Here is a 19,990-nt window from a genome sequence, read left to right as displayed (position 1 = left end):
GAGATGGGATGGGATGGGAAGACAGGGATTCCGCCCGAATATCGGGCGGAATCCCTGTGCTGTACTCCTCGGCTACTTGCGGAGTGCGCTGGCCAGGTCGGAGTCCGTCTGCTGCAGCGCCTCAGCGGCCTTCTTGAGGTAGCTGCTCATGCCTTCGAGTCCCGCGATGGTCTTCGTCGCGCCGTCGTTGAACTCCTGGTAGGAGCTCGCGAACGCAACTGACGACTGGTCGGTCACGTATCCGCCCGACACGAGGCTGTCGACGAGCGACTTCAGCCGGCCCAGCTGAGCGTTGATCTCTTGCTGACCATTGGCGAGGCGGCTCCCCGCATCCTGCATGTCGCCATAGGTGACGTTCAAGTTGGCCATATTTCCCTCTTTTCTTCTCGGTCGTACTGGATTGCACCGAGCGGATGCTCGGACATCTCGGAATCTGCGTCAAACGGAGCTGGGGTCGCGGACGACCGAGGAAACGCTGTAGCGAATGGGAGGCAGGAAATTGCTCGATAGCTGCCCGTCACGTACGGTGAACGTCCACGAGGCGCCAGGGAAGGCTCCTTCTGCGATGACGATCCAGCCGGAGCCCGGTGACGATGCCAGGGCACGTAGCGCCTCGCTTTGCGCACGGTTCGGCGAATCTTCCAGGATGACGATCCCGGTCTCGACTCGACCGGCCGTGGCGAGGAACTCGTCGAGCGAAAGCTGCTGCGCGCTACCGCGGGTGCTCAGGCGCACGACCTCCGGTGTGCCCGACCACGGACTGTTGGTGAGTTCGGTGAGCCAGCCGTCGACGACATCGGTCACGGCGGAGGCCGCGCCCTCGACGCTCACCACGCCCTTCGCCTGGTGGAAATCAAGCAAGAGGCGACCTTGATCCGTCGTCCCGAGAGTCGCGATCGCGGAGAACTGCTCGTTCGTCGCGACAGGCACCTGCTGCGTCTGCAGGTACGCGAGCGACGCGGTCCAGCTGCGGCCGTCCGGTGAGGCCGTCCAGCCGGTGGGCACCTTCGTCGACGGGCTCGAGAGTTGGAGATGGATCGAAGTGGCATCCACGGTGATCAGGTAAAGACCGGGGAAGGCGATCTGCTCGTCAGCGCAGGTCGATACGACGATCTTGAGTGCGCTGTCGATGGTCCAGGAAGCCGAGCGGTCAGCAGTTCCGAGGAGCCGCTCGCCACTCGGGGCCGTACGTCGACCGCGACGACGGAGCCAGAGGAACACCCCCGCGGCTGCCAGCAGGGCGATGATGACCAGCGCGACGATGAGGAGCGGGGCGGGTGCGCCATCTGCGGACGCTTCGTCTGCGTGCTCCTCGGAGCGAGGCTCCGTGGCAGTGGCCGGAGGCTCGGCAGTCGCCGTCGTGACCGGCGAATCGGCGCCCGGGAGCGGGCCGAACTGCACGCCTTCGCCCTGCGCGTCTGCAGGCAGCTGGAGAACCCAGCCCGGACTCACGCTCGTCGGCACCGTCAAGGCGCCTCCGTCCGGCTGCGTCCGGCCTTCGTTCAGTTCGAAGATCTCGTCGAAGCGGTTGCCGTCGCCGAGAAAACGCTGTGCGATCGCGAACAGGAACTCCGGCTCCCCGCCGACGCTCTGCTGAACGATGTAGAACGGCACGTCCTCTTCCGACGCCGCCGCCGACGACCCGCCGATGATCCCCACGGCGGCGACGACGACGCCGACCATCATCACCATGGCGCGAGCTCTCACAGTGTCGATGATCCAAGAAGCTCGCAGATTGCTCATACGAAAACAGTAACGTGCATTCGGCGATGAGTTCTTACCTGCTGATTTTCTCAGCTGGCAGCAATGTGTTGATCTCGAACTCGTTCAGCGCAGCCCGTGCCGGTCTGCCCAGCGGCCGATCGCGGCGGCGATCGCATCCGGGCGGTCCTCTTGTGCGCGGTGGCCGGCGAGCCCGAGAAGGTCAGCAGCAGCTTCGGATCGGAGGTGCTTGTTGCGAGCCACCGATCGTCGGTCTCGAGATCAGAGCCGTCGACCGGGGTCAGCACGCCGCCGGTGAACGCCTGGCGGATGAACGCGTCGGTGGTGAGCATACGTTCCTCGCCGACGCCTGGCGTGCGCACCGACGCGGAGCGAGCTTGCGCCTGCGCTGAGAGATCGCTCCACTCCATGGGTTTCACGATGCTTTCGAAGACGGCGATGCCGAGTACCCGCTCCGGATGCCGCGTGGCCCAGTCGAACCCGAGTGCACCGCCCCGGTCGTGGCCGACGAGCACGGCTCGTTCGACGCCGCATGGTGATCGCCATCACGCGCGCCGGCAGGCGCACCCTCGATCAGCTCGATGCGGCAATCGACGAGGCCCAGGCGGAATTGCTTTCACCACTGAACGAAGCGCAACGCGAGCGACTCTTCGAGAGCCTCGAGGTGTTGGCCACGGCTTCCGAGCCGCACTGACGGCGCTCGACCGGCCCCGGCCCCGGTCTGGGCCCCGGCCTCAGCGGGTCGAGCGCTCGAGCAGCTCCAGGATGTGCACGTACGGCTCGCCCGTCGCGCGCGTCATGCCGATCTCGCACGTGCGGTTGCACGAGGCGTGCGCATCGAAGTCTCGCTCGGCGAGCTCCGCCGCCTCCGCCGCAGTGGCCGATGCCGTGAGCTCGGGGTGGAGCATGCCCCGGTCGCCGGCGAATGCGCAGCAGCCCCAGGCTTCCGGTACCACCGCGTCGACGGCCACGGCGTTCGCGAGCCCGCGGAGGTGGTCGTTCGAACCGAGCCGGGTGCTCGAGCACGTCGGATGCAGCGCGAGCGAGTCGAGCTGCGTGCTGACGTCGAGCGCCGGGAGGAGGCGCTCGGCGGCGAAGTCGACCGCGTCGACGATGCGCAGCGACACCGCTGCGCCATCCAGCTCGCCGACGTTCTCGAGGGCGTGCACGAGCCCCTCGGTGCATGAGGAGTTGTCGCAGACGATCGGCAGGAGGCCGCCGTCGGAGGCGGCGAGCAGCGCACGCACGGTCTTCTCGATGGCCGTGCGGTAGCCGGCGGCGAGGCCCTTCGACTTCCAGGGCGTGCCGCAGCAGAGGCCGTCGATGCCGGCGGGTGTGATGAGCTCGACGCCTGCCCGCTCGCAGAGCGCTCGGAACGCGGATGCCGCGCCGATGCCGCCCTCGGCGGGGCCGAACATCGAACCGACGCACGCGGAGAAGAAGACGACCTCGCCGGTGGGGGAGGAGGCATGCGCCCGCTTCGCTCCGCCGCGCGGCAGATCGGGGCTCCACTGGGGCACAAGGTCGGTGCCGAGCACCTTTCGCCCTGCGGCGCTCGCCGCGGTCGCGACGGACGGAACCGCCTTCGCTGCGGTGAGGGCGAGCGACGCGCCCCGACTCACGACGCCCCAGCCGTCGGCGAGCCCGGCGGCGATCGTGCGGGTCGGCGCGTTCGCATCCTGCTCGCGCAGGCGCCGCACGAGATCGCCCGTGTTGATGAGCACCGGGCACGCCGTCTGGCACATGCCGTCGGCGGCGCACGTCTCGACCGAGGAGTACTCCTCCGCCGCCGCGAGGCGTGCGTCGAGCGCGGTGTCGCCCGCCTCCCTCGCCGCAGCCCGCGCCCGGCGCACCGCGATGCGCTGGCGCGGCGTGATCGTGACGTCTTTGCTCGGGCAGACCGGCTCGCAGTAGCCGCATTCGACGCAGCGGTCGACCTCGGCCTCGACCTCGGGTGTGAGCTTCAGGTGCTCGAGGTGCGCGGTCGGCGAGTCGGCGAGCAGCACGCCGGGGTTCAAGATGCCGTCGGGGTCGCAGAGCGCCTTGACCTCGCGCATGACGGCGTAGAGCTCGGCGCCGAACTGCCGCTCGACGAAGGGCGCCATGATGCGGCCCGTGCCGTGCTCGGCCTTCAGTGTTCCGCCCGCGCCGAGCACGAGGTCGACGAGCTCTTCGGTGAAGCGCTCCTGTCGCTCGACCGCGCCCGCTTCGGTGAAGTCCTCGGTGAGGAGGAAGTGGATGTTGCCGTCTTTCGCGTGCCCGAAGATCACGGCGTCGGCGTATCCGTGCTGCTGGAACAGCTCTTGCAGCGCGGCGCAGGTCGCCGCGAGCTGTTCGACCGGCACCGCGATGTCTTCGAGCAGTGCAGTCGTGCCGGGACGCCTCGCCCCCGCGATCGCGGCGTAGAGGCCCTTGCGGAAGTGCCAGAGTCGGGCGCGCTCTTTCGCATCCCGCGTCACGTCGAGGTCGGGTGCGCCCGCGGCGGTGAGCGCCGCGCCTGCCCGGTCGAGCTGCGCGGCGAGCTCGGCGTCATCGCTGCCGTGGTACTCGACGAGGAGGGCGGCATGGCCGTCGATCGCGAGATCGTCGATGATGCCGGATGCCGCGGGGTCGGCCTGGATGACTCGGAGCGACGCCGCATCCATGAGCTCGAGGGTCGCCGCGCCGGTCTCGACGAGCACGGGCAGGATGCCGGTGGCGGCCTCGAGGGTCGGGAAGACGAGGAGGGCCGTGGCGACACTCGAGGCGATCGGCACAGTGTCGAACACGGCCTCGGCGACGAAGCCGAGGGTGCCTTCGCTACCGATCATGAGGTGGGCGAGGATCTCGACCGGTTCGGTGAAGTCGAGGAAGGAGTTGAGCCCGTAGCCCATCGTGTTCTTGCCGCGGTATTGCCGCTCGATCTCGGCGCGCAGCTCGGCTCGGCCGCGCACCAGATCGCGGAGCCGGGCGAGGCCGGCGTGCAGCTCGGGCTCGGCTTCGGCGAGTCGTCTGTCGGCATCGGGCATGGAAGTGTCGACGACGGTGCCGCTCGGGAGCACGAACGTCAGCGACGCGAGCGTGCGGTAACTGTTGTGGTGCGTGCCGCACACCATGCCGCTGGAGTTGTTGGCGATCACGCCGCCGATGGTCGCGGCGATCTCGCTGGCCGGGTCGGGGCCGAGCTTGCGCCCGTGCCGGAGGAGCCGGGCGTTCACCTGGCGCACGGTCGCGCCCGGTTGCACGCGCACCCGCTCGCCGTCGGCTTCGGGCTGGATGCGTCGGAAGGCGGTGCGGGTGTCGAGCAGGATTCCCTCGCTCGCCGCCTGCCCCGACAGGCTCGTGCCGCCCGATCGCACGGTGACGCCGAGGCCCGCGTCGGCCGCGAACCCGAACACGGCGGCGACCTGGTCGACGCTTCGAGCCGTGACCACTGCGGCGGGGGTCAGCAGCACGTGGGATGCGTCGACGCCCGCGACGATGCGGTCGAACTCGGCGACCGAGACATCCGGCCCGGTCGTGCCGAGGAGTCGGCCGAGATCGGCGGCGAGTCGTTCGTCGCCTGGGCCGACGGCGGAGCGCTGGGCGGTGGCGTGCGGGGTCATGCAGTGGAGCTTCCTGTGGTGGCTGGTCGGGTGGTCAGGCGCGCGCGCGGAGATGGTGGACGGCGGCATAGGTGTTGCGGATCGCATCCATCGACTCGTCGTAGCTGGCCTGCGCAACGCCGATGAAGACGCAGTCGACGACCATGAGCTGCGCGATGCGGCTGCCGAGTGCGCCTGAGCGGAAGCCGGTCTCACGCGCGGCCGTGGTCAACACGATGTCGGCGTGCTCGGCGAGGGGGGAACTGCCGTGATTGGTGAGCGCGATCGTCGTCGCCCCCGCTGCTCGCGCGATCGCGAGGAACTCGATGGTGTCCACGGTGCTCCCGCTGTGCGAGACGGCGATGGCGACGGCCCCGGCGCGCAGCGTCGCCGCCGAAGTCCACGCGGCGTGCGGGTCGGACCAGTTGAGGGCGGTTCGACCGATGCGGGTGAGCTTCTGCTGCAGGTCGAGCCCGACGAAGGAACTCGCTCCGACGCCGAAGATGTCGACGCGGTGCGCGGCGCCGACCGTGTCGACGGCCGACTGGAGGGCGGCGATGTCGAGCACTTTCGCCGTGTCGGCGATCGAGAGCGTCTCGGCCATCGACACCTTCGCCACGATGTCGTCGAGGCTGTCGTCGCGGTCGATGTCGCCGGAGACCTCGGGCAGGGCGGCCGTCTCGAACGTCTCGCGGGCGATGTCGCGCAGCACGTCCATGCGCAGGTCTTTGAGGTGTTCATAGCCCATGCGCTTGCTGAAGCGCACGACCGACGTGGTCGAGGTGTCGCAGCGCGCGGCGAGTTCGGCGATCGAGAGCGCGGCGATCACGCTCGGTTCGGTGACGAACAGCGACGCGATGCGCTGTTCGCTCGGGCGCAGCTCGGGGAGGATCGCCCGGATGCGCACGAGCACAGCGCGTTGACCGGGCTCCGCGGTGCGGGCCTCCTGTGCAGGCATGGGTTCTCCTCGTCGACAACGCTCTGCCCGTCACGGGCCGTGCAGACCACACTAGGAGAAAGTTTGTTACACGGGTAGTCGATGTGATGTACTTTCGTGACCTACTGAGATCATCGATGCTCTTCGAGCCGGCGCACCACAGCGATGTACGCCCGGACGAGGCAGCACTAGCCCTGAGGAGTTCCCCCATGAACGAAGGCAACCGCGCCACGCGCGGCGCCCTCGCGGCGGTCGGCCTGGCCGCAGCCGTCGCCTTGACGATCACCGGCTGTTCGTCGCCCGAGCCCGCCCCGTCCGACGCCGGGGCCGCAGGCGGCTCGCTCGTCATCGGCGTCACGAGCGACCCCGACACGCTCTTCCCCTGGAAGGCCACCCAGTTCCAGGCCGTCAACGTGCTGCAGAACCTCTACGGCACGCTCACCGAGTTCGACGCCGACCTCGAGGTCGTGCCGGGTCTCGCCGAGTCGTGGGAGGTCTCGGAAGACGGCCTGACCGTGACCTTCCACTTGCGTGAGGGTGTCACGTTCGCCGACGGTTCGACCTTCGGCTCCGAAGACGTGAAGTCCTCGCTCGAAGCCATCCAAGACGAGGCAACGGCTGCCGTCTCGCGCAGCTCGCTCGCGTCGGTCGCCGCCGTCGAGGCACCCGACGAGAACAACGTCGTGCTCAGCCTGACCGCGCCCGACTCCGGCCTGCCGGCGAACCTCGCCGTCGTCAACATGGCGATGCTCTCCTCCGACGACACCGAGGCCGACCTCAACACCACACCGAACGGCACCGGGCCGTTCGTGCTCGACGACCGCAAGCCCAGCCAGTCGCTGACCCTCGCCAAGAACGACGCGTACTGGGGCGATGCCGTCGAGCTCGACACCGTCGAGTTCCGAGTCATCCCCGACGAGTCCTCGATCGTCTCGGCCATGCAGTCCGGCAACGTGCAGCTCGCGATCTTCGACGACCCGCTCGTCGCCCAGACCGCTGAAAGCGGCACCGTCACCGTCGAGAAGACGCCGCAGCTGAGCTACCACGCGCTGCAGCTGAACACCCGTCGCGGTGACCTCGCCGACGTGAACGTGCGTCTGGCCATCCAGTGCGCCGTCGACCGCCAGGAAGTGCTCGACACCGCAGCACTCGGCGAGGGCGAGGTGACCGGTCCGATCACGTCGCCGGCCTACCGCTCCGACCCCGATGCTCGCCCCTGCCCTGAGCGCGACCTCGACAAGGCCGCCGACTACCTCGACAAGGCCGGCAAGTCCGACGGCGTGACGATCAAGACGATCGTCTCGCAGGGCGAGTACGCGACGAGCGTCAACGAGGCGCAGAACCTCAAGTCCCAGCTCGCAGAGGCGAACATCACACTCGACCTCGAAGTACTCGAGTCGGGCGCCTTCGTCGACCGCTGGGTCGCCGCCGACTTCGACGCAGCCGTCGCCCTCAACGGCGGACGCCCCGACCCCGACGGCATGTACGGCCGGTACTTCACCAGCACGGGCAACCTGAACCAGGTCGCCGGCTACAGCTCGCCCGAACTCGACGCACTCTTCGCCGAGGGCAAGCAGAGCTCCGACGCCGGTGAGCGCAAGGACATCTACGCGCAGGTCTCGGAGAACCTCGAAGACAACGCGGCGTGGATCTGGCTCTTCACGAGCTACACCTACACCGCCGCGGCATCCGAGGTGGCGGGCTTCACGCCCATGGCCAACGGTTCGCTGCAGTACCTCCGAACCACGACGGTCAACTAAGCCCCGAACGGCGCGGCAACCACACATGCGCCGCGCCGTTCGGTTCAACTCGGCTCACCCTCGCTCAACCCCGGAAGACCATGCTTCGACGACTCATCAGGAACCCGGTGCTCCGGCGCATCCTCGCCGCGCTGGCGACGCTGCTCGGTGTCGCCGTGTTCGTCTTCATCATGTTGCGGGCGATCCCCGGCAACCAGATCACGGCCGGCCTCGGCACCGAGGCCGCGGCCCTCACCCCGGCCCAGCAGCAGGCGCTCGAGGCGTACTACGGGCTCGACCAGCCGCTCTTCGTGCAGTTCTTCAGCTGGCTCGGCAACATCTTCACCGGCAACCTCGGCTTCTCGGCCCGCGCGCAGCAGAGCGTGCTCGAGCTGACGGCCCAGTCGCTGCCCGTCACCATCGAGCTCGCGATCTTCTCGATCGTGCTCGCACTCGTGCTCGGCATCCCGCTCGGCATGCTCTCGGCATCGAAGCCCGACTCGCCGCGTGATGCGTTCGGGCAGGTCGTGGGCCTCGCAGGTCTGTCGATCCCCGCGTTCCTGCTCGCGACGACCCTGCTCGCGTGGCTCGCCTCGACGTTCGGGTTCAATCCGAACGGCCAGGGCTTCGCCTACTTCTTCGACAATCCGTGGCTGAACCTGCAGCAGATGCTGCTGCCCTCGATCGTGCTCGGATTCGGCATCGCAGCGCCGATCATGCGCACGACGCGCACCGCGGTGCTCGAGATCCGCTCGAACGACTTCATCCGCACCGCGAAGGCGAAGGGCGTTCCGCTGCGCCGGCTGCAGGTCAAGCACGTGCTCGGCAACGCGCTCGTGCCGATCGTCACGATGACGGGCCTGCAGTTCGGCTACCTGCTCGGCGGCGCGGTCGTCGTCGAGCAGATCTTCTCGCTGCCGGGCATCGGCCGGCAGGTGCTGCTCGGCATTCAGCAGAAGGAGTACGCGCTCGTGCAGAGCACGGTGCTCGTCATCGCACTCGCCTTCGTGCTCGTGAACCTCGCGACCGACCTGCTCTACCGCATGATCGACCCCAGGGTGCGTGCAGCATGACCGACATCACGCAGACCGCGACCCTCGCCCCCGGCGGCGGGCGCACCATGGAACGGGTTCGGCTCCTGCTCCGCAGCAGGAGCGGCCTCATCGGCCTCATCCTCGTCATCATCCTCGGCGTGCTCAGCCTGCTCTCGGCATTCGGGCTGCTGCCGTACGACCCGATCGCGCAGGATCCGCCGTCTCGCCTGCAGCCGCCGTCATCCGCGCACTGGTTCGGCACCGACCAGTTCGGCCGCGACGTCTTCTCCCGGGTCGCAGCGGGCGTCGCGAACTCGGCGCTCATCTCGCTCGTCGCCGTGGCCTTCGCGACCATCGTCGGAACCCTCTGCGGCGTCGTCGCCGGGTTCTACCGCGGCGTCTCCGACGGCGTCATCTCGGGGTTCACGAACGTGCTGTTCGCCTTCCCGCCGCTGCTGCTCGCGCTCTCGCTCGCCTCGGTCTTCGACCGCAACTGGTTCACGATCGCCGTGGCCATCGCGATCGTGTACGTGCCGATCTTCATCCGCGTGACGCGCGGCCCCGTGCTGTCGCTCCGCGAGATCGAGTACGTCAAGGCGGCCACGAGCACCGGCCAGAGCCGCGCGATGGTGATGTTGCGCCACGTGCTGCCGAACATCACCTCGATCATCATCGTGCAGGTCACGCTCTCGCTCTCATGGGCGGTGCTGACCGAGGCGTCGCTCAGCTTCCTCGGCCTCGGCACGCCGCCGCCGGCCCCGTCGCTCGGCTCGATGATCTTCGAGGCGCGAACCCTCATCGGCATCGCGCCGTGGACGATGTTCGCCCCCGGTGTCGTCGTCGTTCTTCTCGTCGTCGGCCTGAACCTGCTCGGTGACGGACTGCGCGACGCTCTCGACCCCAGAAACAGAGGAAAGAAATGAGTATGCAGGGCGATGACCTGGCGACCCTCGCCACCGAGGCGAGCAACCCGCGCTACGCGGAGCTCGACCGCATGACCGTCGCGGAGATCGCGGCCGCCATGAACGAGGCCGACGCGACGGTTCCGGGCGCGGTGGGCCGTGCGCTGCCGCAGATCGTTCCGGCGATCGAGGCCGCGAGCGAGCGGATGTCGCGTGGCGGGCGTCTCGTCTACGTCGGCGCCGGCACTCCGGGCCGCATCGCCGTGGTCGACGCCTCGGAATGCCCGCCCACGTTCAGCACGCCGCCCGAGCTCGTCTTCGCGATCATGGCAGGCGGGGCGTCGGCGATCGTGACGCCGACCGAGGGCGCCGAAGACGATGCGGCGGCAGGAGCCGCGGCGATCGATGAGGCGCGCATCGGGCCGCTCGACACGGTCGTCGGCATCGCGTCGAGCGGTCGCACCCCGTACGTCATCGCGGCCATCGAGCGAGCGCGTGCGCTCGGCGCCCTCACCGTCGGGCTGTCGTGCAACGTCGACACGGCGCTGAGTGCGGCCGCCGAGTTCCCGATCGAGGTGGCCGTCGGCCCCGAGGTGTTGACCGGTTCGACGCGGCTGAAGGCGGGCACGGCGCAGAAGCTCGTGCTCAACATGTTCTCGACGATCGTGATGGTGCGGCAGGGCAAGACCTACGGCAGCCTCATGGTCGACCTGAAGCCCACGAACCACAAACTCCGCGACCGTGCGGTGCGCATGGTGGCCGAGATCGCCGAGGTGCCGCGTGAGCGCGCGGAGGCGACCCTGGTCGAGACCGGCTACGACGTGAAGACCTCGGTGCTCATCCTCGCCCTCGGGTTGTCGCAGATCGATGCGGTGGCGCGCCTGGCTGCGGCCGGCGGCAGGCTCCGACCAGCTCTGGAAGGAGCATGATGCGTGTTCTCGGCATGATCTCGGGCACTTCGCACGACGGCATCGACGTCGCCGTCGTCGAGTTCACCGAACTCGACGGGGCCCTCTCAGGGCGAGTGCTGCACGAGGCGAGCACCCCGTATGCGCCCGAACTGCGCGCGCGGCTCATCGCGGCATTGCCGCCGGCCCCGACGACGCTCGCCGAGATCTGCGAGCTCGACACCCTCATCGGTCAGGCGTTCGCCGACGCCGCACTCGTCGCTCGCGACGCGGTGGGCGGCGTCGACGCCGTCACCTCGCACGGCCAGACCGTGTACCACTGGGTCGACGGCGCCCACGCACTCGGCACCCTGCAGATCGGTCAGCCCGCATGGATCGCCGAGCTCCTCGGCGTGCCGGTCGTCTCCGACGTGCGCATCAGGGACATCGTCGCCGGCGGTCACGGCGCACCGCTCGTGTCATTCCTCGACGAGCTGCTGCTGCGCGATCGCGCGGGCGTCTCGGCCGCGCTCAACCTCGGCGGCATCTCGAATATGACCGTCGTCGGCGGCGACTCCCTCGTCGCCTACGACATCGGCCCCGCGAACGCGCTCGTCGATGCGGTCGTCGTCGACGGTGCGCTCAACACGCTCGGCTACGACGAAGACGGGCGCATCGCGGCGAGCGGCTCCGTCGACGAGGAGCTGCTCGCGCTGCTCCTCGACGACCCGTACTACGCGCTCGCCGCGCCGAAGAGCACGGGCAAGGAGCACTTCCACCTCGCCTACGTGCGCGCCGCGGAGACTCGCCTCGGCCGCTCGCTCGAGGTCGCCGACCTCATCCGAACCCTCACCGAGCTGACCGTGCGCACGGTCGCCCGCGACGTGCAGTCGGCCGGCATCGGCTTCCTCGCCGTCTCGGGCGGCGGATGTCGCAATCCCCTGATTCTCGGCGGGCTCCGCGATGCGCTTCCCGAGGTCGAGGTCGTGCTCGCCGATGAACTCGGCGCCCCGGCCGACAGCAAAGAGGCGATCGCCTTCGCGCTCATCGGCTGGTGCACGCTGCACGGCGTCGCGGCGACCGTGCCGGGCGGCACCGGTGCGCGCGCACCGCGCATTCTCGGCACGATCACGCCTGGCGATGGCCCGCTCGTGCTGCCGCAGCCGCTCGCCGGCGGTCTGCGCTCGCTCGTGCTCGAGGCAGGGGCCTGAGCCATGCCCGTGACGCTCCGCCCAGCGACGAGTGACGACCGCGACGGCATCGTCGCCGTCTTCCTCGCCTGCTGGCGCGAGAACTACGTCGGCGTGCTGCCGGCCGCCGCGATCGAGGCGATGACGGTTGCCCGTGCGCAGGCACTGTGGCGTCGAGTGCTCGCGTCGCCCGACGGCGTCGTGCTCGTCGCCGAGCCCGACGGCGTCGTGCAGGGCGTCACGCGGTTCGCGGTCGAGGTCGACGACGCGGGCGGTGCCGGCGCCGGCGGTGCCGTGCACTCGCTCTACGTCTCGCCCGACGCCCAGGGCCTCGGCCTCGGCACGCGGCTGCTCGACACCGCGTACGAGATGCTGCGTGCCGACGGTGCGAGTTCGGTCGCGCTCTGGGTTTTCGCGGCGAACGCGCCCTCGATCGCGTTCTACCGCGGCCGCGGCTGGCTGCCCGACGGGGGAGCCCGCACGCAAGACGAGTTCGGCGCGCCCGAGCTGCGGCTGCGTCGCGGCGGCGGGGAGTCGGCCTCGTGAACACCAGCCCCGTGAGCACCGACCCGATGAGCACCGACCCGATGAGCACCGCCGAGATCCTCCGAGGTGCCGCCGAGGGCGTCGTGGCGTCAGGCGCCGCCGCTCCCGCCGGCTGCGTGATCGGCGTCGAGATCGACGGCGAACGCACCGTCGCCGCGACTGGCCTCGCGGCTCCCGAGCGGCCGGATGGCGCTCCAATGCGCCGGAGCACGCTGCACGACCTCGCCTCCGTGAGCAAGGCGGTCGGTACAACGACCGCGCTGCACCGCCTCGCCTCGGCGGGAGAGCTCTCGTTCGACGACCCGGTGGTCGGCTTCGTTCCGAGCTTCGGCGGTGCCGCCGGCGCGACCATCCGCGATCTGCTGCAGCATCGCGCGGGCCTCTGGGAGTGGCAGCCGCTCTATCTCGCTCCCGACTCCGACCCCTTCGATGCGCTCGACGCTCTCCCGCTCCGGTACGCGCCCCGCACCGAGCGGCACTACTCCGATCTCGGCTTCATGACCCTCGGCCGGGTCGTCGAGGCGGCCTCCGGTCTGCCGCTCGCCGCCGCCGTCGACGAGCTCGTCGCGCGACCGCTCGCGCTCAGCACGCTCGGCTACGGCCCCGTCACGGGCGAGGTTGCGACGAGCGCCCGGGGCGACGAGGTCGAACGTCGCATGGTCGCCACGGGGCATCCGTACCCCGTCTCATGGAGCGACGCCGACTTCGTATGGCGCACCGAGCCCGTGAACGGTACCGCGAACGACGGCAACTGCTTCCACGCCTTCGCCGGGGTCGCCGGGCACGCCGGGCTCTTCGGCTCGATCGACGACCTGCTGGACGTCGCGGCCGCCCTGAGCGGAGCCGACGACGCGCCCGGACTCTGGAACCCCGCCATCACCGCCGACCTCATCGCGGCAGGTCCCGACCCAGAGCAGGCGCTCGGCTGGCGGCGCCGCGAACTCGACGTGCAGGGCGAGCGGATGCCACTGCTCTGGCACCCCGGATTCACCGGCTGCGCCGTCGGCTTCGTGCCCGGCCGGCGCATCGCCGTGGCCTTCGCGAGCAACCGCCTGCTCGCGAGCCAACCGCAGCCGACCGACTTCCACTGGCGACGCGCGCTCGATGCGCTCGCCTCGATCCTCAGCACACAGGAGTGAACGCCGTATGACCTCGAACGAACCGGTTCTCCGCATCAGCGGGCTTTCGGTCGCCTTCCGCATGGGCGGCGAACTCGTCACCGCCGTGAACGACGTCTCCATCGACGTCGCAGCGGGCGAGACCGTCGCGGTCGTCGGCGAGTCGGGCTCGGGCAAGTCGACGACGGCCGCGGCGATCAACCGCCTGCTTCCCGACAACGGCGTCATCACCGCGGGCAGCATCCGCTTCGAGGGCCGCGAGATCACCGAACTGGGCGAGAACGAGCTCGTGCAGCTGCGCGGTGCCGGCATCGGCCTCGTGCCGCAGGACCCGATGTCGAACCTCAACCCCCTCATGCGCGTCGGCGAGCAGATCGGCGAAGCGCTCGAGGTGCACGGCTACGGCAATGCCGACGCCGTGCAGGCCCGGGTGCTCGAACTGCTCGAGCTCGTGGGCATCCCCGACCCGGCCCAGCGCGCACGGCAGTACCCGCACGAGTTCTCTGGCGGCATGCGGCAGCGTGTGCTCATCGCCATGGGTCTCGCGTGCCGGCCGCGCCTGCTCATCGCCGACGAGCCGACCTCGGCATTGGATGTCACGGTGCAGCGCCGAATTCTCGACCAACTCGACCAGCTCACGGGCGAGATGGGCACCGCGGTGTTCCTCATCACGCACGACCTCGCCCTCGCCGCCGAGCGCGCCGACCGCATCGTCGTGATGTTCCGCGGCAACATCGTCGAGACGGGCACCTCGGCCGAGGTGCTGGCGAACCCGCAGCACGAGTACACGAAGCTGCTGCTGGCCGCGGCACCGAGCCTCGCCTCGCGGCGCGAGCCGCTGCCGATCCGCGGCGGCGAGGTCGACGCCCGCCCGCTCGTCGAGGTCGTCGATCTGCGCAAGGAGTTCGCGTTGCGATCGCCGAAGGCCGGCGAACCGACGAAGTTCACGGCCGTCGACGGCGTCAGCTTCACGATTCCGCGCGGCAAGACGGTCTCGATCGTCGGCGAGTCGGGTTCGGGCAAGTCGACGACGGCCAACCTCGTGCTGGGGCTCGAGCAGATCACGGCCGGCCGCGTCCAATTCGATGGAACCGACCTGACCGCCTTGAAGCGCCGCGAGCTCTTCGCGTTCCGCCGGCGGGTGCAGCCCGTCTTCCAGAACCCGTACGCCTCCCTCGACCCGCGCTACACGGTCGAGGAGTCGATCGCCGAGCCGCTCAAGGTGCACCGCGTCGGCAACGCGGCCGCTCGCCGCACGCGCGTCGCCGAGCTGCTCGAACAGGTCGCGTTGCCCGTCGCGATGTCGTCTCGACTGCCGCACGAACTCTCGGGCGGGCAGCGACAGCGCGTCGCGATCGCCCGCGCCCTCGCACTCGAACCCGAGCTCGTCGTGCTCGACGAGGCGGTGTCGGCGCTCGACGTGCTCGTGCAGGCGCAGATCCTCGAACTGCTGGCCGGCCTGCAGGCCCGCCTCGGCCTCAGCTACCTCTTCATCAGCCACGACCTCGCGGTCGTGCGCATGATCTCCGACGAGGTGCACGTCATGCAGCGCGGCCGCATCGTCGAGAGCGGCACGCCCGAGCAGATCTTCGACCACCCCCGAGACCCGTACACGCAGGAGCTCCTCGCCGCGATCCCTGGAGCCGCACTGGCATCCTGAGCCCCGCTCTCGCGGCGACGAGCCGGTCGCTCTTGCGGGCGAGCGACGAGCCCGTCGCCCTTGCGGGCGATGCCGGATTCCGTCAGGGTGACCGCATGCACTTCGGCGGCCAACTCACCCCCGACGAATTCTGGGCGCTCATCGACGACGGCGACGAGCAGATCCGCCGCGGCTTCGCGGAGCGTCCGGCCTATGCGGTTCGCGGATGGCCCGGTCGGGCGATCCTCTCGGAATGGGCGTTCGGCAGCGGCATCCGCTCGATCACGTTCCTCCCCGCCGAGTGGGAAGGTGCGAACTTCGATGATGCCGACATCCGGCCGCGCGTCGGTGTGCTCGTCGACGCCGCCGAGCCGAGGCGCATGGTCGCCGAGCGCATCGCGCATGAGGCCTTCGCCCGCACGCTCGAACCGCAGTGGCCGGCCGAGGAGGCGCCGACTCCCGACGAGGTGATCGCAGTGGCGGTCGACGGCGTCGCCGAGCCCTTCGAACTCTGGTCGAGCGGTGACACGGCGCGCGCGGCCGGCCGCATCGGCGGCGTGACCGTCGTGATCGAGACGACGGGGCATCCCATCGACGAGGTCGAACTCGAGCGCGTGCGCGACATCGAGGTCATGCTCGCCGATCGGCGCCGCTGGATCCGCGAGCAGCGCGGCGGTCAGTGAGCAGAGGCCTGTTCAGCGGCCCTGGATGCCTCGTCGTCGTCGCCTGCGCCTGCGATCGGCGTGAGCACGACCTTGCCGCGATGGGCGCCGGCCTCGTCGAGCGTATGCACCCGGGCGAGCTCCTCCAGCGGGTAGCGGGCGCTCACATCGAGGTCGAGCTCGCCGGCGTCGACCAGCTGTGCCAAGCGCTCGAGCTGGGCGGCATCGCTACGAGCGAAGACGCTCATGGTGCGCACCTCGGTGCCGGGCGCGGCCACGCCGGGCGTCGTCGTGGAGACGAAGGTGCCGCCCGGCCTGACGAGTGCGATGAGGGCTTCGGTCTCTTCGGGGCTCGTGCGCACGAGGTTCACGACCACGTCGACCGGCTCCGTCACGGCCTCCGTCACGGAGACCGCGGTGTAGTCGATCAGCTGGCTCGCACCGTGCGCCGCGACGGCGTCGCGGCTTCGGGGGCTCGCCGTCGCGATGACGGTCGCGCCGGCGCGGGCCGCGAGCTGCACGACGAACGCGCCGACGCCCCCGCCCGCTCCGTTCACGAGCACCCGCTGCCCGGCATGCACTTCGGCGTACTCGACGAGCGCCTGCCACGCGGTGAGTCCGCTCGACGGGAGTGCTGCGGCATCCGCCAAGGGAACGGAACGCGGAGCGGCCGCGAGCAGCTCAACGGGCACGGTGACGTACTCGGCGGAGGAGCCCGCCGCGGTCATGGCCAGGAAGGCGATGACCTCGCGACCGACGAGATCGGCGGATACGCCGGGGCCGACCGCGACGACCGTTCCGCTGAGGTCGATGCCCGGAGTGTGCGGCAGCTCGATCGGGAACGCCTCCGCCATGTATCCGGCTCGAATGGCGGAATCGATCTGGTTGAAGGTCGTGCCGGCGACCCGCACGAGGGCCTCGCCGGGGCCCGCGACGGGTCGCGGTACGTCGGCGGCTTCGAGCACACTCGGGTCACCGTAGGTGGAGTAGCGGATGGCGCGCATGGTCTGTTCCAGATCGGTGCCGGTGGCGGTACTTGTGTCGGTCATGGGTGTCTCCTTCGAATTCGAACTATGTGTTACGAATTCGAAACGTACCTCACCGCGGGGTTATTCCAATTCGAATCAGATTCTTTTCGTAAAATGTCGCCATGTCCGATACTGGAGTACCACCGACGCTGCCCGAGGAATTCGGCGTGTACTTCGCGCTGCTCGACGCGAGCGCACTCGTGCAGCACGGCGTGGAGTTGCAGTTGCGCACTGCCGGGGGCCTGAGCTTCACGCAGTTTCAGATTCTCGCGATGCTCGGCCAAGACCCGTCGGCGCCGAGCAGCATGACCGAGCTCGCCGACCGGCTCGTGCACAGCCGCAGCGGACTCACGTATCAGGTCGACCGACTCGAGAAGGCCGGGCTCGTCGCCCGCGTGCCGTCGGCCGACGACGAACGCGCGGTCAACGTGTTGCTCACCGACGCCGGCACCGCCCTGCTCGCCCGAGTGCTGCCGGGCCACGTCGAAATCGTTCGTGATGTGATCGTCGATGCCCTCGAGCCGCACGATCGTGACGAGCTCACACGCCTGCTCAGGCTGGTGAGTCGTCGCATGCGCTCGCGCCCGCCGCGTTCCGCGCGCCGGCGACCCGGCGGCGACGCGACCGCGTGAGGTCGAACGACGTCAGGGGTCGAGCGAGCACCCCGATTCAGCCCGCCCGCTCAGCCCGAGAGCACCGCGTCGAGGCTCTCGCGCACGATGGCGAGGCCGCGGCCGAGCTCGTCCTCTGAGATCGTCAGCGCAGGCAGGAACTTCAGCACCTCGTCGTGGGCGCCCGAAGTCTCGATCACGAGGCCGCGAAGGAAGGCTTCGGCCGAGATGCGGCTTGCGAGCGCGCGGTCGGCGTCGCAGGCGAGGCCGAACATCAGGCCGCGGCCGCGCACGACGAAGCCCTGGTCGGGGTGGTCGGCGGCGATGCGCTCGAGCTCGGCGCGCAGCAGCTGCGACTTCACCGCGATCGCGTCGGTGAACGCCGAGTCGGCCCAGTAGGTCTCGAGCGCGGCTCGCGCAGAGACGAAGGCGAGGTTGTTGCCGCGGAACGTGCCGGTGTGCTGTCCGGGCTTCCACACGTCGACCTCGGGGCGAAGCAGCACGAGCGACATCGGCAGGCCCGAGCCCGAGATCGACTTCGAGACGGCGACGAGGTCGGGCACGATTCCGGCCTCTTCGAACGCGAAGAACGCGCCGGTGCGGCCGACACCGGCCTGGATGTCGTCGAGGATGAGCAGGATGCCGCGTGCGGTCGTGATCTCGCGGAGCCGCCGCAGCCACGCCGTGCTCGCGACGTTGATGCCGCCCTCGCCTTGCACCGCTTCGACGATGACCGCTGCCGGCAGGTCGAGGCCCGAGCCCGGGTCGTCGAGCATCTTCTCGAGCAGGTCGAGCGTGTCGACATCCGCTCCGAGGTAGCCGTCGTAGGGCAGGCGCGTGACGTCGTCGAGACCGACGCCCGCTGCACCGCGGTAGTGGCTGTTGCCGGTCGCAGCGAGTGCGCCGAGGCTCAGGCCGTGGAACGCGTTCGTGAACGCCACGACCGTGGAGCGGCCGGTCGCCTGGCGGGCGACCTTGAGCGCCGCCTCGACCGCGTTCGCGCCCGTCGGCCCCGTGAACTGGATCTTGTAGTCGAGGCCCCGCGGTTCGAGCACGTACTGCTCGAAGGCCTCGATGAATGCCTTCTTCGCGGAGGTCGCCATGTCGAGCCCGTGAATGATGCCGTCGCGCTCGAGGTACTCGACGAGCGCGCGCGTGAACGCAGGGTTGTTGTGCCCGTAGTTGAGCACGCCTGCGCCGGCGAAGAAGTCGAGGTACTCGCGCCCGTCGGCGTCGATGAGAGTCGAACCGGTTGCGCGGTCGAACACCGTCGGGAATGAGCGGATGTACCCGCGCACCTCCGACTCACGACGTTCGAAGACTTCCAGGGCTGCGTCGCTGCTCATGGCAGGCGATCTCCTCTCGAGACACGGTGGGCGGTGACTCGACTTTACGGCTTCCGGCCGACCGTTCCCTGCACGCGGTCCGCCGTCAGGAGCCCTGGGGTTCGGTCGAGCGATCGTCAGGCCAGTCGCGCTACTTCGACGATCGCTGCCGCGAATGCGGCGGGAGCCTCCTGCGGGAGGTTGTGCCCGGCGCGTGGCACGTGGTGGTGCGCGCGTGGTCCGGTGAAGTGTGCGGCGCTCGCCGAGGCATCCGTCGCAGGGAAGTTGCCGTCGGCGAGCCCGTCGAGTGTGACGGCCGGCACCGTGATGGGCGGCAGGGCGGCGAGCGCTCGCTCGAGGCGCCGGTATTCGGGGGCGCCGTCGAGGTGGTTCAGTCGGTGTCGATACGAGTGGATGACGATGTCGACGTAGTCGGGGTTCTCGAAGGCTTCGCTCGCCCGGTCGAGCATGGCGTCGTCGAACGCCCACTCGGGGGAGTTGCGGCGCCAGATGACCTCCGCGATTCCGCGCCGATTCGCCTCGAGCCCTGCTCGGCCACGTTCGGTGAGGAAGTAGAAGAAGTACCAGAGGCCCGCTTCCAGGTCGGGGCGCAGCGGATGCATCGACGACCGGATGTCGTGAATGAGGTAGTTGTTCACCGAGACGATGCCGGACACCCGCTCGGGCCAGAGCGCGGCGGCAACGCATGCGGCGCGCCCGCCCCAGTCGAACCCCGCGAGGATCGCGCGGTCGATGCCGAGCGCATCCATGAGGTCGATGACGTCGCGACCGAGCGCGGCCTGCTGGCCCGAGCGGGGCGTCGCGTCGTCGAGGAAGCGGGTGGCTCCGTGCCCGCGGAGGGAGGGTGCGATCACGCGGAACCCGGCCTCCGCCAGCAGAGGAGCGACGTCGACGTAGCTGTGGATGTCGTACGGGAACCCGTGCAGGAGGAACACGGGCCGCCCGTCGGCCGGGCCCGTTTCGAAGTACGAGACGTCGAGGACGCCTGCCGTGATCTGTTGCAGCGGTGCGAGCCGCTGGAGCGTGGTGTTCATGTCGGTGTCCAGCTTCTTGATCGAGATGAGCC

The 19,990-nt window shown here is 69.6% G+C and carries 19 protein-coding genes and 1 pseudogene; 11 read left to right on the top strand and 9 right to left on the bottom strand.

The annotated features are described in order from the left end of the window. Positions 1–72: 72 nt before the first annotated feature. From AC1C2S_RS04025 to AC1C2S_RS04010, 4 genes and pseudogenes are all read right to left on the bottom strand, one after another. Positions 73–369, bottom strand: a complete 297-nt coding sequence (locus AC1C2S_RS04025; RefSeq protein WP_495351252.1) for a WXG100 family type VII secretion target — start codon at positions 367–369, stop codon at positions 73–75. Positions 370–438: 69 nt separating this feature from the next. Next, positions 439–1,743: a LysM peptidoglycan-binding domain-containing protein gene (locus tag AC1C2S_RS04020; protein ID WP_495351251.1), complete on the bottom strand. Its 1,305-nt coding sequence runs from the start codon at positions 1,741–1,743 to the stop codon at positions 439–441. 50 nt (positions 1,744–1,793) lie between these two features. Next, complete coding sequence (locus AC1C2S_RS04015) at positions 1,794–2,054, bottom strand: hypothetical protein (protein WP_495351250.1); 261 nt, start codon at positions 2,052–2,054, stop codon at positions 1,794–1,796. Between the two features lie 69 nt (positions 2,055–2,123). Continuing rightward, positions 2,124–2,240 (bottom strand): annotated as a pseudogene (locus tag AC1C2S_RS04010) (haloalkane dehalogenase); the annotation flags it as partial. Between the two features lie 14 nt (positions 2,241–2,254). Between AC1C2S_RS04010 and AC1C2S_RS04005 the strand changes: the two are divergent. Beyond that, on the top strand, positions 2,255–2,416 hold the full coding sequence (locus AC1C2S_RS04005) for a hypothetical protein (protein WP_495351249.1): 162 nt from the start codon (positions 2,255–2,257) through the stop codon (positions 2,414–2,416). Between the two features lie 40 nt (positions 2,417–2,456). On the opposite strand, the gene AC1C2S_RS04000 is transcribed toward AC1C2S_RS04005, so the two are convergent. Further along, entirely contained in the window at positions 2,457–5,306 is a 2,850-nt protein-coding gene (locus tag AC1C2S_RS04000) for an FAD-binding and (Fe-S)-binding domain-containing protein (RefSeq protein WP_495351248.1), read from the bottom strand. Between the two features lie 34 nt (positions 5,307–5,340). Then, positions 5,341–6,243, bottom strand: a complete 903-nt coding sequence (locus AC1C2S_RS03995) for a MurR/RpiR family transcriptional regulator (RefSeq protein WP_495351247.1) — start codon at positions 6,241–6,243, stop codon at positions 5,341–5,343. A 188-nt stretch (positions 6,244–6,431) separates the two neighbouring features. Here AC1C2S_RS03995 and AC1C2S_RS03990 point away from each other — a divergent pair, with 188 nt between their 5' ends. The 9 genes from AC1C2S_RS03990 (at position 6,432) to AC1C2S_RS03950 (ending at position 15,960) form a co-directional block, all read left to right on the top strand. Continuing rightward, positions 6,432–7,982 (top strand): ABC transporter substrate-binding protein, encoded by a 1,551-nt coding sequence (locus AC1C2S_RS03990; protein ID WP_495351246.1) that lies wholly within the window; start codon positions 6,432–6,434, stop codon positions 7,980–7,982. A gap of 80 nt (positions 7,983–8,062) precedes the next feature. Beyond that, positions 8,063–9,034 carry an ABC transporter permease gene (locus AC1C2S_RS03985; RefSeq protein ID WP_495351245.1) on the top strand — a complete coding sequence of 324 codons (972 nt, stop codon included), beginning with the start codon at positions 8,063–8,065 and terminating at the stop codon, positions 9,032–9,034. Then, positions 9,031–9,918, top strand: a complete 888-nt coding sequence (locus AC1C2S_RS03980) for an ABC transporter permease (RefSeq protein ID WP_495351244.1) — start codon at positions 9,031–9,033, stop codon at positions 9,916–9,918. The genes AC1C2S_RS03985 and AC1C2S_RS03980 overlap by 4 nt, the downstream gene beginning before the upstream one ends. Then, complete coding sequence (gene murQ / locus AC1C2S_RS03975) at positions 9,915–10,826, top strand: N-acetylmuramic acid 6-phosphate etherase (RefSeq protein ID WP_495351243.1); 912 nt, start codon at positions 9,915–9,917, stop codon at positions 10,824–10,826. The genes AC1C2S_RS03980 and murQ overlap by 4 nt, the downstream gene beginning before the upstream one ends. Next, complete coding sequence (locus AC1C2S_RS03970) at positions 10,826–11,995, top strand: anhydro-N-acetylmuramic acid kinase (protein ID WP_495351242.1); 1,170 nt, start codon at positions 10,826–10,828, stop codon at positions 11,993–11,995. Before murQ ends, AC1C2S_RS03970 begins: the two co-directional genes overlap by 1 nt. Before the next feature lie 3 nt (positions 11,996–11,998). Beyond that, positions 11,999–12,520, top strand: a complete 522-nt coding sequence (locus tag AC1C2S_RS03965) for a GNAT family N-acetyltransferase (protein ID WP_495351241.1) — start codon at positions 11,999–12,001, stop codon at positions 12,518–12,520. Continuing rightward, positions 12,517–13,659, top strand: a complete 1,143-nt coding sequence (locus AC1C2S_RS03960) for a serine hydrolase domain-containing protein (protein ID WP_495351240.1) — start codon at positions 12,517–12,519, stop codon at positions 13,657–13,659. The genes AC1C2S_RS03965 and AC1C2S_RS03960 overlap by 4 nt, the downstream gene beginning before the upstream one ends. A 7-nt stretch (positions 13,660–13,666) precedes the next feature. Then, positions 13,667–15,298, top strand: coding sequence for an ABC transporter ATP-binding protein (locus AC1C2S_RS03955; RefSeq protein ID WP_495351239.1), 1,632 nt, complete (start codon positions 13,667–13,669; stop codon positions 15,296–15,298). Between the two features lie 32 nt (positions 15,299–15,330). After that, entirely contained in the window at positions 15,331–15,960 is a 630-nt protein-coding gene (locus tag AC1C2S_RS03950) for a hypothetical protein (RefSeq protein ID WP_495351238.1), read from the top strand. Here AC1C2S_RS03950 and AC1C2S_RS03945 read toward each other — a convergent pair. Next, positions 15,954–16,988 carry an NADP-dependent oxidoreductase gene (locus AC1C2S_RS03945; RefSeq protein WP_495351237.1) on the bottom strand — a complete coding sequence of 345 codons (1,035 nt, stop codon included), beginning with the start codon at positions 16,986–16,988 and terminating at the stop codon, positions 15,954–15,956. The two genes, AC1C2S_RS03950 and AC1C2S_RS03945, sit on opposite strands and share 7 nt — an antisense overlap. 101 nt (positions 16,989–17,089) lie before the next feature. Here AC1C2S_RS03945 and AC1C2S_RS03940 point away from each other — a divergent pair, with 101 nt between their 5' ends. Beyond that, positions 17,090–17,599 carry a MarR family winged helix-turn-helix transcriptional regulator gene (locus AC1C2S_RS03940; protein ID WP_495351236.1) on the top strand — a complete coding sequence of 170 codons (510 nt, stop codon included), beginning with the start codon at positions 17,090–17,092 and terminating at the stop codon, positions 17,597–17,599. 50 nt (positions 17,600–17,649) lie between these two features. Here the strand turns inward: AC1C2S_RS03940 and ectB are convergent, their stop codons facing one another. Continuing rightward, positions 17,650–18,924 carry a diaminobutyrate--2-oxoglutarate transaminase gene (ectB, locus tag AC1C2S_RS03935; protein ID WP_495351235.1) on the bottom strand — a complete coding sequence of 425 codons (1,275 nt, stop codon included), beginning with the start codon at positions 18,922–18,924 and terminating at the stop codon, positions 17,650–17,652. A gap of 116 nt (positions 18,925–19,040) precedes the next feature. Next, positions 19,041–19,958 carry an alpha/beta fold hydrolase gene (locus tag AC1C2S_RS03930; protein ID WP_495351234.1) on the bottom strand — a complete coding sequence of 306 codons (918 nt, stop codon included), beginning with the start codon at positions 19,956–19,958 and terminating at the stop codon, positions 19,041–19,043. Between the last annotated feature and the right edge of the window lie 32 nt (positions 19,959–19,990).

The organism is Agromyces sp. Y782, assembly GCF_059445405.1.
The sequence above is the reverse complement of the archived record's forward strand: the minus strand, read 5'-3'. Positions and strand labels throughout refer to the sequence as shown.

Excerpts from the sequence above, each read along its gene's own strand:
- AC1C2S_RS04025 (WP_495351252.1), bottom strand. The coding sequence starts at position 369 with ATGGCCAACTTGAACGTCACCTATGGCGACATGCAGGATGCGGGGAGC.
- AC1C2S_RS04020 (WP_495351251.1), bottom strand. The coding sequence starts at position 1,743 with ATGAGCAATCTGCGAGCTTCTTGGATCATCGACACTGTGAGAGCTCGC.
- AC1C2S_RS04015 (WP_495351250.1), bottom strand. The coding sequence starts at position 2,054 with ATGCTCACCACCGACGCGTTCATCCGCCAGGCGTTCACCGGCGGCGTG.
- AC1C2S_RS04005 (WP_495351249.1), top strand. The coding sequence starts at position 2,255 with ATGGTGATCGCCATCACGCGCGCCGGCAGGCGCACCCTCGATCAGCTC.
- AC1C2S_RS04000 (WP_495351248.1), bottom strand. The coding sequence starts at position 5,306 with ATGACCCCGCACGCCACCGCCCAGCGCTCCGCCGTCGGCCCAGGCGAC.
- AC1C2S_RS03995 (WP_495351247.1), bottom strand. The coding sequence starts at position 6,243 with ATGCCTGCACAGGAGGCCCGCACCGCGGAGCCCGGTCAACGCGCTGTG.
- AC1C2S_RS03990 (WP_495351246.1), top strand. The coding sequence starts at position 6,432 with ATGAACGAAGGCAACCGCGCCACGCGCGGCGCCCTCGCGGCGGTCGGC.
- AC1C2S_RS03985 (WP_495351245.1), top strand. The coding sequence starts at position 8,063 with ATGCTTCGACGACTCATCAGGAACCCGGTGCTCCGGCGCATCCTCGCC.
- AC1C2S_RS03980 (WP_495351244.1), top strand. The coding sequence starts at position 9,031 with ATGACCGACATCACGCAGACCGCGACCCTCGCCCCCGGCGGCGGGCGC.
- murQ (WP_495351243.1), top strand. The coding sequence starts at position 9,915 with ATGAGTATGCAGGGCGATGACCTGGCGACCCTCGCCACCGAGGCGAGC.
- AC1C2S_RS03970 (WP_495351242.1), top strand. The coding sequence starts at position 10,826 with ATGCGTGTTCTCGGCATGATCTCGGGCACTTCGCACGACGGCATCGAC.
- AC1C2S_RS03965 (WP_495351241.1), top strand. The coding sequence starts at position 11,999 with ATGCCCGTGACGCTCCGCCCAGCGACGAGTGACGACCGCGACGGCATC.
- AC1C2S_RS03955 (WP_495351239.1), top strand. The coding sequence starts at position 13,667 with ATGACCTCGAACGAACCGGTTCTCCGCATCAGCGGGCTTTCGGTCGCC.
- AC1C2S_RS03945 (WP_495351237.1), bottom strand. The coding sequence starts at position 16,988 with ATGACCGACACAAGTACCGCCACCGGCACCGATCTGGAACAGACCATG.
- AC1C2S_RS03940 (WP_495351236.1), top strand. The coding sequence starts at position 17,090 with ATGTCCGATACTGGAGTACCACCGACGCTGCCCGAGGAATTCGGCGTG.
- ectB (WP_495351235.1), bottom strand. The coding sequence starts at position 18,924 with ATGAGCAGCGACGCAGCCCTGGAAGTCTTCGAACGTCGTGAGTCGGAG.
- AC1C2S_RS03930 (WP_495351234.1), bottom strand. The coding sequence starts at position 19,958 with ATGAACACCACGCTCCAGCGGCTCGCACCGCTGCAACAGATCACGGCA.